The organism is Winogradskyella sp. A2 (genome assembly GCF_046762865.1).
In the GTDB taxonomy this organism is placed as follows: Bacteria; Bacteroidota; Bacteroidia; order Flavobacteriales; family Flavobacteriaceae; genus Winogradskyella.
The window spans coordinates 118,309-130,609 of the sequence record NZ_JBKQXM010000002.1; the positions used below are offsets into that span (position 1 = coordinate 118,309).

The window sequence follows — 12,301 nt, forward strand, 5'->3', positions numbered from 1 at the left end:
TGCAATGCAAAAATACAACGCAATTACCCAAGACTGGATAAGTTCAATTGTATTTTAATATTGTTCTATAGTTTAATTCTGTTAGGCATTTGTGCTACTGACATAGCGTTTAGGTGTAGTACCAAATTTCTTTTTAAATGCAGCAATGAAGTGACTAGCAGTACTATAACCCACTTTTAGCCCAACTTCGTTAACATTGTGTTCGCCAGATTCAAGCAATTTTCTCGCAACTTCCATTTTATAGTCAAATAGAAATCCATAAACAGTATCGCCATAAATCTGCTTAAATCCTTCTTTCAGTTTTTTAAGACTTAAATCAACTTCTGAGGCTAAGTTTTTTAAAGTAGGAGGTTCAGCCATTCTGGCAACTACAATATCCTTTGCTCTTTTAAGTTTGGCTACGTTGACCTCATCTACTAAAAACGGACATTGTTCTACATCAGCGCCTTCGCTTCTATTAAAATACAAACTCAATAATTCGTATACCTTCCCTTTAAAATACAATGGCTTTACAGATGAGTTAAGATTATAACTGATCATTTGATTTAAAACCACTGCCATGGATGGATTTATTATACCATCCTTATAATATTTCTTATCCTTATTATCGTCTGTTAAGAAAGTGACATAATTGGCGTCCCTTGAAAACAAATTATGAAACTTTTCAATAGAAATTACAGCTGAAACTATCCAAGAATGTGGTTGAAGTTCGACGTGGATTGGCAAATTACGTTGCGGATTGTAAAGCAATAAAGAGGTCTCTTCGTTAATATTTAATTTATAATTGCCTTGATTAAAAACGAAAACAGAAAGACCTTTAGTACAAAAATGAAATTGAATATAACTGCTATCAATCTCACGTTCAAGAATTTCTATATCATTATTTTCATTTTTATGCATCAGCACAAAAAAGCCATCTTCTAAATAAGTTTCCTCAAAAGTTCCTCTAGCGACACTTTTTGAATTTAAAATATTTGAATTCATTTTGTATTTATTTAGATTCATTCTAAACAAAAGGCAAAAAATCCCCTTATTACCAAGCAAAAATATGATTTTTATCATGTTTATTTCAAAAAGAAATGCAAAAACCCACAAACGACATTTAAAGTTCCTCTAGCGTTATTTTTTTGTTCTTTACAATTTTACATTTGCCTTGTTAATTTCCAAGTCAGGTAAACGAGCGAATGCAACATCAAAAAAGCACACATTTTTACGCGATTGGCCTCAGCTATCAAAAAGCTGATGCAGAGGTTCGTGGTCATTTTAGTCTTAGCGACCAAGCAAGAAATTATTTGCTTGAACAAGCTAAAGAAAATGGCATTGAGAGTTTGGTGGTGATTTCTACTTGCAACCGCACAGAACTTTATGGTTTTGCGGTGCACCCATACCAACTTATTCACTTGTTATGCGAAAACACTAAAGGAACTGTGGAAGAATTTCAAGAGGTTGCTTATGTTTACAAGAACAAGGAGGCTATCAACCACATTTTTAGAGTTGGCTCTGGTCTAGATAGTCAAATCCTAGGTGATTTTGAAATTATCAGTCAGATTAAGTTTAGCGCTAGACTATCTAAAAAACAAGGGTTGCTTAATTCATTTACTGAGCGTCTTATAAATTCGGTGATTCAGGCAAGTAAAAAAATTAAAAACGAGACAGAATTATCTTCGGGTGCCACATCAGTTTCGTTTGCATCAGTTCAGTATATAATGAATACTATACAGAACATTTCTGATAAAAACATTCTCTTGTTTGGTACCGGAAAAATTGGAAGAAATACTTGCGAAAATTTGGTTAAACATACCAAAAACTCACATATTACTTTAATCAACAGAACTAAAACTAAGGCTGAAGAAGTTGCTGGGAAATTCAACCTCATTGTAAAAGACTTCACGGAATTAGAATCAGAAATAAATAACTCGGATATTGTAATTGTTGCTACAGGTGCACAAAACCCAACTGTGACAAAATCTCAGATCTCCATAAATAGACCGTTGTTGATTATAGACCTATCTATTCCTAAAAATGTTAATGAAGATGTTTTGGCATTACCTAATGTCTCATTACTGCATATGGATGACCTTGCCAAAATTACCGATGATACCTTAGAAAAGCGTAAAGCCTATATTCCACAAGCAGAAACTATCATATCTGACGTAATGGGTGAATTTAATGCTTGGTTAGATACCTTAAAATTCGTTCCGACGATACAGGCTATAAAACATAAGTTAACAAGTTTAAAAAATTCAGAACTTAGTAATCAACGCAAAAAAATTACTGATTTTAATGAAGACCAGGCGGAATTGATATCAAATAATATCATACAAAAAATCACAAATCAGTTTGCTCATCACCTCAGAGATGACAATAATTCGTCAGATGAAAGCTTGGAACTAATCAAAAAAATATTTCAGTTAGAAACTACCGATAATGTCTAAAATTATTCGCATTGGCACACGAGATAGCGAACTCGCAATGTGGCAGGCTAAAACTGTTCAAACGCTACTAGAAAACCTAGGTCATAAAACCGTATTAGTTCCTATTAAATCAACTGGAGATATTGTTTTAGACAAACCACTTTACGAACTTGGTATTACTGGTATTTTCACTAAAACCTTAGATATTGCAATGCTCAATGAAGATATTGACATCGCAGTACACTCATTAAAAGATGTGCCCACGCAATTGCCAAAAGGAATTGTACAGGCCGCAGTAATAAAACGTGGTAATGTAAACGACACACTCGTTTATAAAAACAACGAAGAATTTTTATCTACGAAAGATGCCATTATCGCAACTGGAAGTTTAAGACGACGTGCACAATGGCTTAATATGTATCCAACACACACAGTGGTCGGGCTTCGTGGTAACGTAAACTCACGACTAGAAAAACTGGAAAACAATGATTGGAACGCAGCTATTTTTGCTGCTGCTGGTATTGGTAGGTTAAATATAAGACCTGAGAATGCTATTAATTTACATTGGATGATCCCTGCACCGGCACAAGGTGCTATAATGATTGCAGCTTTAGAAAGTGATGAAGAAATCAGAACTATCTGTGCTGAAATTAATCATGAAGACACCGAAATTTGCACCACGATAGAACGTAAATTCTTGAGACAATTAGAAGGTGGTTGTACGGCACCTATTGGTGCTTTAGCATATATAAAGAATGAAGAAGTAAACTTTAAAGGCATCTTGTTAAGTAAGGATGGTACTAAAAAGATAGAAGTTTCAAAAGTAGTACCGCTTGGTCAACACGATGATGTAGGTGAATTTTGCGCTGACTATATTATTAGTAAAGGTGGTAAAACACTAATGGATCAAATACAGCGCAGTGAAAAAAATACTAATATTTACTCAACTAAAAAATTAACTGACAGTCAGTTGCAATTATTTTACAACGATGTTATTGCAGACAGTAACGATGCCATAAAAATCAGCTTAAATCGTATACCAAAAAGTATTGTTAGGAACGAAATTGAAAATGTAATTATTACTAGCAAAAATGGTGTGGAAGCACTTCTGCATAATTTCTCACCTTCCGAATTACAATTCAAAAATATCTATTGTGTTGGCAGGCGCACCAAAAGAATGATTGAAAAACGCATAGGTAAAGTAAAACATTCGGAAGCCAATGCTAAAAAATTGGCAGAATATCTTGTAGAATATATAGAAGGGGCTGAAGTAACATACTTCTGTAGTGACTTACGGTTAGATGATTTACCAAATATATTGTCTGAAAATAATATTACGGTTAATGAAGTTGAAGCGTACCAAACAAAATTTGATGCTGACAAGATTGAAAGTAGCATAGATGGTGTAATGTTTTATAGCCCATCTACTGTTGAAAGCTATTTAAAGCAAAACAAAGCAGTAGGTGTTGCATTTTGTATTGGAGAAACCACCGCTAAAGTAGCATGTCAATTTTTTGAAGATGTCAGAGTTGCCAAGGTACCAACCGTTGAAAGTGTAATTGAGTTGGTGAATGAAAATTATGTTTAAAGACTATGATTAAGAACGATTTATATCTAAGAGCATTAAAGGGTGAAACTGTTGAGCGTCCTCCTGTTTGGATGATGCGTCAAGCTGGTCGCTATTTGCCAGAATTCATGGAGATGAAGGCAAAATATGATTTCTTTACTAGATGCAGAACACCAGAACTTGCCAGCGAAATAACAGTACAGCCTATAAGACGATATGGTATGGATGCTGCTATTTTATTCAGTGATATTTTAGTTATTCCTCAAGCTATGAATATAGAGGTGGAGATGAAACCCAATTTTGGTCCATATTTACCAAATCCTGTTCGTAACCAAAAAGATGTAGACAATGTTATAATTCCAGATGTCAATGTGGAATTAGATTACGTAATGCAAGCCATAAAAGCGACCAAGGAATTATTAAATAATGAGATTCCATTAATTGGTTTTGCTGGATCGCCTTGGACTATATTGTGCTATTGTGTACAAGGGCAAGGAAGTAAAAACTTTGATAAAGCCAAAGAGTTTTGTTTTACAAATCCGATTGCTGCACATCAATTATTACAAAAAATTACCGACACGACCATTACTTACTTAAAAGCAAAAGTAAAGGCAGGATGTGACGCAGTACAAATTTTTGATTCTTGGGGAGGCATGTTATCTCCTGTAGATTATCAAGAATTTTCTTGGCAATACATAAACCAAATTATCGAAGCGCTAAAAGATGATGCTCCCGTCATTGCTTTTGGTAAAGGATGTTGGTTTGCCCTAGGTGAAATGGCAAAATCAAATGCTTCGGCCTTAGGTATAGATTGGACATGTTCAGCTCGAAATGCTCGGTATTTGACAGGAGGGAACATAACGCTTCAAGGAAATTTTGATCCAACAAGATTATTTTCTCCACCTTCAGAAATAAAGAAAATGGTTCATCAGATGATTGATGATTTTGGTAAAGATAAATACATTGTAAATTTAGGTCATGGTATTTTACCTAATATCCCATTAGATAATGCCAAAGCATTTATTGACGCAGTGAAAGAATATCATGTTTAAAAACATTTTAAAAGGATTAGAAGCTTACTCAGGCTCATATGCATTAATTTCTAAATTGAAATTATGGAAATATTTTGCTGTTCCTATTGCTATTAGTGTCATAACAGCATTAACCATTGGACTTACAGCTTATGGTTTATCCGATAATATAGGACGGTTCATTTCAAGTATTTGGCCATGGGACTTTGGTAAAGAAACCTTCACTACTGTTTCAACATTTATTGGAGCTATAGTAATAATTGCGATTGGTTTGATACTGTATAAGCATATAATAATGGCGCTCTCCGCTCCATTTATGAGTCCCGTATCAGAAAAAATAGAAGTACATTTAACTGGAGTAGAAAGCCATCAGCATCGCAAAACATCATTCCAACAACAGTTATGGCGAGGAATTAGAATAAATATGCGAAATTTAGGTAAAGAGCTATTAATTACAATTCCTATTTTAATATTAAAGTTCATTCCTATAATAAATATATTTTCAACTGTTCTTTTGTTCCTAATACAAGCATACTATGCAGGCTTTGGTAATATGGACTATACCTTAGAGCGCCATTTTAAATACCGTGAAAGTGTTCAGTTTGTCAGGAAATATAGAGGCATTGCGATAGGAAATGGCATTGTTTTTATCCTATTGTTATTAATTCCGGTTCTTGGAATTATTCTTGTTTTACCTTTAAGTGTTACAGCAGCCTCGCTTAAAACTGTTACTCTACTTAAGGAAGAAGGAAGGTTAAATAATTCAGAAGTCCAAGTATTATGATAGCTGCGTTTGATGGATTTGAAATTAGTGCAGTACATGGAGGTGACGCATGGAAAATTTGTGATCTAATGGTTGGAAATGCAGACCGATTTAAGCGCTATTTCCCGAAGACCCTAGAACAAAATTTAAATCCTACCTTGTCGCAATTATTTGTAGATAAAAAAGTAAAACAGTTTCAAAATAAGGAAGAGTTTTTGTTCACTTTAAAGCATTCTGAAGCTAGAGAACTTGCAGGCCTAATCTATATTAAAGAACTTAATTGGGAGACTAAACAAGGCGAGTTTGCCTATTGTATAGGTTATACTTTTGAAGGTCTAGGTTTAATGTCTAAATCCATTGAAGCACTTTCTAAATACGCATTTAATGATTTAGGTTTACAAACACTTCAAATTATTGCTCATAAAAACAATTTAGGAAGTGTATACGTCGCCACAAAGAATAATTTTGAGTGGCAAAAAACACTTTTAAAAGGATTTACTCCTCCAGGTGAACAACCTCTAGATATGGAGTTATATGAACTATATAAATAATTATATATGCCACATTTTGTAATTGATTGTTCAGAAAACATATTAGACTTAAATGCCGTAGATGATACGCTTTTAAAAGTTCATAAGGCTGCAGCTGATTCTGGGTTATTTGATGAAGACGATATCAAAGTTAGGTTTAATACTTTTAAAGATAATTACTTAGTTGGTGGGAATAAGAAAGATTTTATTCATGTTTTTGCTAATATCATGGAAGGAAGAACTACTGAGCAAAAAGCCAATCTTTCAAACGAAATTATAAGTAAACTCAAAGCTATATTCCCTTCAATAGAATTCATAGCCATAAATATTAGAGATTTTGAAAAATCCACTTATTGTAATAAATCAATGGTATAGATGAAAGAGAAATTTTTCAAATACATACACGAGCTTCAGGATGCAATTACTTCAAAACTAGAAGCAATAGATGGAAAAGCAACTTTTCAAGAAGATGTCTGGAAAAGACCTGAGGGTGGTGGTGGAAGAACACGTGTCATAGAAAATGGTAACATCTTTGAAAAAGGTGGTGTTAATATCTCTGGTGTGCATGGAAAATTGCCTGATAGTATGCAAAAATACTTTGGTGTTGAAGATGCTGATTTTTTTGCCTGTGGATTAAGTTTAGTGTTGCATCCAAAAAGTCCAATGGTGCCAACTGTACACGCAAATTGGCGCTATTTTGAAATGTACGATCAAACAGGAAACATAGTTGACCAATGGTTTGGTGGTGGACAAGATTTAACACCTTATTACCTTTTTGATGACGATGCTAAACATTTTCATCAAGTGTGTAAAACAGCATGTGATAAACATAATCCCGAATTCTACCCAAAATACAAAGCTAGATGTGACGAGTACTTTTATAATTCGCACCGAAACGAAGCGCGTGGATTAGGTGGTTTATTCTTTGATTACTGTAAGAAAACTGAAGACATGAGTATGCAAAATTGGTATAATTTTGTTACTGAAGTTGGTGATAGTTTCTTAGAAGCTTATATTCCCATTGTTGAAAAAAGAAAAGATATAGAATACACCAAAGATCAACGCGATTGGCAAGAAATTCGTCGTGGTCGTTACGTGGAATTTAATCTAGTGCATGACAAAGGAACTCTATTTGGACTTAAAACCAATGGACGTATAGAAAGTATATTGATGAGTTTGCCACCTCATGTTCAATGGGTTTATGATTATCAACCTAAGAAAGGTAGCAAAGAAGAAAAATTAATTGAGGTATTACAAAAACCTAAAAGCTGGATATAATTATGTTTCCAATTAGAAGAAATAGAAGGTTAAGATCAAATGAGGTCATTAGAAGTTTAGTCAGAGAAACTATAATCTCTCCAAACGACTTTTTAGTACCACTTTTTGTTGTAGAAGGTAAAGGTATAAAGGAAGAAATTGCATCAATGCCAAATTATTTCCGTTATAGTTTAGATTTACTAAAAGAAGAGGTGAGGCTACTTTGGAGTCTTGGTTTAAAATCCGTTTTGTTATTTATAAAAGTTGATGATAGCTTAAAAGACAATAAAGGTACTGAAGCCTTAAACCCAAATGGCTTAATGCAACGTGCCATTAAAACCATTAAGGATGTTTGTCCTGATATTTTAGTAATGACAGATGTGGCGCTTGATCCATATTCTTCTTATGGCCATGACGGCGTTATTGAAAACGGTAAAATAGTAAATGATCGTACTGTAGAAATATTAGCAGAGATGAGTATTTCTCATGCTGATGCAGGTGCCGATTTTGTGGCACCGAGTGATATGATGGATGGTAGAATTATTGGTATAAGAGAAGGCTTAGACCAATCAAACTTTTTAGATGTTGGTATTATGAGTTATTCGGCTAAATATGCATCAGCATTTTATGGCCCTTTTAGAGATGCTTTAGATTCAGCTCCTGTTAATATTCAAAATATCCCTAAAGACAAGAAAACCTATCAAATGGATTTTGCTAATAGAGATGAAGCCATTAGAGAAACTGAGATGGATATTAACGAAGGTGCAGATATCGTGATGGTTAAACCTGGCCTCTGCTATTTAGATATAGTGAGAGATCTAAGAAACACATTTGAAATTCCAATTGCAGTGTATCAGGTTTCGGGCGAATATGCAATGCTAAAAGCTGCTTCAGAAAAAGGCTGGTTAGATCACGATAGTGTTATGATAGAGCAAGTCACTTCAATTAAACGTGCGGGAGCCGATATTATCGCAAGTTACTTTGCTAAGGATGTAGTAAATTTGATTTCGTAACTTCGCAATAACTAAACTACAATAGCTATAAATGGGCTTACTTATATTTTACGCCATAATTTCCATTTTCTTTTCTTTTCTGTGTTCTATTTTGGAAGCTGTACTATTGAGCATTACACCTACTTTTATAAACCTAAAAAAAAAGGAAGGTAAAGCCTATGCCGATAATTTAGAAGACCTGAAGCGAGATGTGGATCGTCCTTTAATTGCTATTCTCACACTTAATACCATAGCTCATACCGTTGGAGCGATATTAGTAGGTGTGCAAGCAAAAGTTGCCTATGCAGAATTATATGGTACAGCAACAAGAAGCATTCTAGGTATAAAATTTACAGAGGATGTTATGGTAGGTGTTGTTTCGACAGTAATGACCATATTAATTCTTGTTGCTTCAGAAATCATACCTAAAACCATAGGTGCAACCTATTGGAAACAACTTGCCAACTTTACGTCTAAAGCTTTAAATATTTTAATTTTTCCACTTAAATGGACAGGAATTTTATGGCTACTGCAATTAACCACAAAATTAATAGGCGGTAAAGGCCATGGCAGTGTGTTAAGCAGAGAAGGATTTGTTGCTATGGCAGATATTGCACAAGAAGAAGGCGTTTTCGAAGAAAGCGAAAGTAAAGTCATTAAAAATTTACTGACGTTTAAGGAAGTGCGTGCAAAAGATGTAATGACGCCTCGAACAGTTATGAAAACTGAGGATGAGAGCACAACCATTGAAGCGTTTTTTGAAGTTAATCAAAATATCAGGTTTTCTCGTATACCAGTTTATACTGAAGAAGCAGATAATATTACTGGCCTGGTTTTAAAAGATGAAGTTTTTAAAGAAATGGCCTTAGGTAATGGTACTAAATCGCTTTCAGAAATAAAAAGAAATATCATCATTGTTAACCGAAGCATGCCAATACCTAAATTGTTTGAGCAATTGGTTGAAAGTAGAAACCATATGGCTCTTGTGGTAGATGAGTATGGCTCTGTGAGTGGACTAGTGACAATGGAAGATGTAATTGAAACCTTACTTGGTCTAGAGATTATGGATGAGAGTGATAATGTGTCTGACCTTCAACTGTTGGCAAGAAAAAGTTGGGAAACCAGAGCCAAACGGTTAGGACTTATTGAAACCGATAATACTGAAAATTAATGCCTAGCTGTGTTATTGATATACCTATTGGTTTTGCCAAAATCACTGGCGATAAAAACGGCATTTCTTCAGTATCAATAGCTTCAGAAAACGGAAAATCAAATATCATCCCAGAAGAACTTCTTGATTGTGTTACGCAACTCAAAGCTTACTTTAAAGAAGAGCTTCAAACTTTTGATCTAACCCTTAATCCAGAAGGAACAGCATTTCAAAAATCGGTTTGGAAACAATTACAAACCATTCCATATGGTAAAACAATTTCCTACCTAGAATTATCTAAGCATTTGGGAGATGTAAAAGCCATAAGAGCAGTTGCAAATGCAAACGGTAAAAACCCTCTTTGGATTATTATACCTTGCCATAGAGTAATTGGGTCTGATGGAAGTTTAACCGGTTATGCTGGTGGATTGTCCAGAAAACAATGGCTGTTAAATCATGAAAGCATAAACAAACAACAAAGTTTATTTTAATGTATATGTCTGGTATGGAACTATTAAAAAAATACTGTTAGAGTAAATAATCAATTAAATAGTACTAAAACCATGAGTTTAGTAGTTGGTAAAAACAATATTATTGCAACATTCAATAAAACCCTATACATTGCAGATAAAGAATTCTACAAGAGAAAAATTAAAAAAACGTAAACAAAAACACTAAGTTTTTTGAACTATGAAATTTCTAAAAAAGACTCTTAAATACCTCATCATACTTTTAGTAGTTGTGATAGGATTGCTTTATATCACAGACACCGACTATTTATTAAAGGCGGTTAGAACCATTTATATGAGAGGGCATACCACGGCTTATTTAGAAGATTACAAGCATTTTGATAATCAAAAAATCCAAGCAAGTGATAATCCTATTGCCTGGCCTATCCACAAAGCCTATAATGGTGTTGAAACTACGGAACGGTTAAAAAAGGCCAATAGTGATTGGGGTACAATTGCATATGTAATAATTAAAAATGACAGCATCTGGTTCGAAGAATATTATGATGGTTTCGACGAAAATTCTAAATCCAACTCTTTTTCCATGGCCAAAAGCTATGTGTCTGGTTTAATGGGTAAGGCCATTCAAGATGGTTACATAAAAAGTTTAGATCAACCGGTTTGTGATTTTTTGCCTGCTTTTTGTCAAGGTAATACGGTAAAAATGACTGTTGGTGATTTATCTAGTATGGCGTCTGGTACTAATTGGGACGAAGCTTATTACTCACCTTTATCTATAACTACACGTGCTTATTTTGACGATGATTTAGCTAAAGTAATGAATGGCTTAAAAATGAAAACAGAACCAGGAAAAGCATTTAAATATGCCAGTGGCGATACTCAAATGCTCGCTATGGTTATAGAAAAAGCAACAGGCAAAAAACTTTATCATTATTTAGAAGAAAGTTTCTGGAAACCACTGGGAAGTGAAAATGATGTGCTTTGGCAAGTAGATAGTGATGACCATGATTTGGTAAAAGCTTATTGTTGTATTGCTGGTAACGCTAAAGATTTTGCACGTTTTGGTAAACTTTATAAAGACTACGGCAAGTGGAATGGCGAGCAAATTTTAGATTCAAGTTTCGTTGTTAAATCCATTACACCAAGATTTCCTGAAAGTCCGGAATATGGTTACGGCTGGTGGCTCAAAGATGTAGGTGGGAAAAACTTTAAGATGATGCGAGGGCATTTAGGTCAATATGTAATTATTCAACCAGAAGACAATATTATAATTGTAAGATTAGGACATCAGAAGTCACCAGATAATGGCATTGGTCAGTTTACAAAAGATATTACCTTATATATAGAAGAAGCTTATAAAATGCTTGGAAAATGATAAGTAAACTTAATCTCGAAAATATATTATTTCTAGATATTGAAACTGTCCCAGAGACTCAAAAATTCTCTGAATTAGATTCTACTAAACAAGATCTTTGGGAAGCAAAATCACGCTATCAACGTAAAGAAGAATTTACTGCTGAGGAATTTTATGATAGAGCTGGGATTTGGGCGGAATTTGGTAAAATAATCTGTATTTCTGTAGGATATTTTAAGCTTGACGGTGATATAAGAACCTTTAGGGTGACTTCTTTTTTTGGTGATGAAATAAAGATTTTAAAGGATTTTAAAAATCTTGTTATTTCACACTTTAGTCAAAACAAACATTTATTATGCGCTCATAATGGCAAAGAATTCGATTTTCCCTATATAGCTCGTCGTATGATCATTCATAATATAGAGTTACCATATAAACTCAACCTATTTGGCAAAAAACCTTGGGAAGTACCTCATTTAGATACATTAGAGTTATGGAAATTTGGAGATTATAAGACATATACATCTCTTAAACTTTTAACTAATGTTTTAGGCATTCCTTCACCTAAAGACGATATCGATGGTAGTGAAGTCTATCGTGTCTATTATGAAGACAAGGACATTGATCGAATTGTTGAATATTGTGAGAAAGATACAATTGCAGTTGCACAAATTCTTTTGCGACTTAAAGGTGATGAATTACTTCATAAAAATGAAATAAAGCATATATAAAAAAACCCAGAAGTAATTCTTCTGGGTTTTAATTTAAAAGCT

Annotated in this window: 13 protein-coding genes; 12 read left to right on the forward strand and 1 reads right to left on the reverse strand. The window is 34.0% G+C overall.

Annotated elements, in window-relative coordinates; translation table 11 throughout:
* Window positions 1-81: 81 nt before the first annotated feature.
* Entirely contained in the window at window positions 82-984 is a 903-nt protein-coding gene (locus tag ACFWV9_RS03685; protein WP_411893887.1) for a helix-turn-helix transcriptional regulator, read from the reverse strand.
* 200 nt (window positions 985-1,184) lie between these two features.
* On the opposite strand from ACFWV9_RS03685, the gene hemA reads away from it, so the two are divergent.
* The 12 genes from hemA (at window position 1,185) to ACFWV9_RS03745 (ending at window position 12,259) form a co-directional block, all read left to right on the forward strand.
* The gene (hemA, locus tag ACFWV9_RS03690) at window positions 1,185-2,435 is read left to right on the forward strand and encodes a glutamyl-tRNA reductase (protein WP_411893888.1); all 1,251 of its coding nucleotides are present in this window, start codon (window positions 1,185-1,187) and stop codon (window positions 2,433-2,435) included.
* Window positions 2,428-4,002, forward strand: coding sequence for a hydroxymethylbilane synthase (gene hemC, locus ACFWV9_RS03695; protein WP_411893889.1), 1,575 nt, complete (start codon window positions 2,428-2,430; stop codon window positions 4,000-4,002). Before hemA ends, hemC begins: the two co-directional genes overlap by 8 nt.
* Before the next feature lie 5 nt (window positions 4,003-4,007).
* Entirely contained in the window at window positions 4,008-5,033 is a 1,026-nt protein-coding gene (gene hemE / locus ACFWV9_RS03700) for a uroporphyrinogen decarboxylase (RefSeq protein ID WP_411893890.1), read from the forward strand.
* Complete coding sequence (locus tag ACFWV9_RS03705) at window positions 5,026-5,796, forward strand: EI24 domain-containing protein (RefSeq protein ID WP_411893891.1); 771 nt, start codon at window positions 5,026-5,028, stop codon at window positions 5,794-5,796. The genes hemE and ACFWV9_RS03705 overlap by 8 nt, the downstream gene beginning before the upstream one ends.
* Window positions 5,793-6,326 carry a GNAT family N-acetyltransferase gene (locus tag ACFWV9_RS03710; RefSeq protein ID WP_411893892.1) on the forward strand — a complete coding sequence of 178 codons (534 nt, stop codon included), beginning with the start codon at window positions 5,793-5,795 and terminating at the stop codon, window positions 6,324-6,326. Before ACFWV9_RS03705 ends, ACFWV9_RS03710 begins: the two co-directional genes overlap by 4 nt.
* Window positions 6,327-6,332: 6 nt before the next feature.
* Window positions 6,333-6,680 (forward strand): 5-carboxymethyl-2-hydroxymuconate Delta-isomerase, encoded by a 348-nt coding sequence (locus tag ACFWV9_RS03715; protein ID WP_411893893.1) that lies wholly within the window; start codon window positions 6,333-6,335, stop codon window positions 6,678-6,680.
* Entirely contained in the window at window positions 6,681-7,583 is a 903-nt protein-coding gene (gene hemF, locus ACFWV9_RS03720) for an oxygen-dependent coproporphyrinogen oxidase (protein ID WP_411893894.1), read from the forward strand.
* Window positions 7,584-7,585: 2 nt separating this feature from the next.
* Complete coding sequence (hemB, locus tag ACFWV9_RS03725) at window positions 7,586-8,575, forward strand: porphobilinogen synthase (protein ID WP_411893895.1); 990 nt, start codon at window positions 7,586-7,588, stop codon at window positions 8,573-8,575.
* Window positions 8,576-8,606: 31 nt separating this feature from the next.
* Window positions 8,607-9,725 (forward strand): CNNM domain-containing protein, encoded by a 1,119-nt coding sequence (locus ACFWV9_RS03730; protein ID WP_411893896.1) that lies wholly within the window; start codon window positions 8,607-8,609, stop codon window positions 9,723-9,725.
* Complete coding sequence (locus ACFWV9_RS03735; RefSeq protein ID WP_411893897.1) at window positions 9,725-10,195, forward strand: methylated-DNA--[protein]-cysteine S-methyltransferase; 471 nt, start codon at window positions 9,725-9,727, stop codon at window positions 10,193-10,195. Before ACFWV9_RS03730 ends, ACFWV9_RS03735 begins: the two co-directional genes overlap by 1 nt.
* 199 nt (window positions 10,196-10,394) lie before the next feature.
* The gene (locus ACFWV9_RS03740; RefSeq protein ID WP_411893898.1) at window positions 10,395-11,549 is read left to right on the forward strand and encodes a serine hydrolase domain-containing protein; all 1,155 of its coding nucleotides are present in this window, start codon (window positions 10,395-10,397) and stop codon (window positions 11,547-11,549) included.
* Window positions 11,546-12,259, forward strand: coding sequence for a 3'-5' exonuclease (locus ACFWV9_RS03745; RefSeq protein ID WP_411893899.1), 714 nt, complete (start codon window positions 11,546-11,548; stop codon window positions 12,257-12,259). The genes ACFWV9_RS03740 and ACFWV9_RS03745 overlap by 4 nt, the downstream gene beginning before the upstream one ends.
* Window positions 12,260-12,301: the final 42 nt, after the last annotated feature.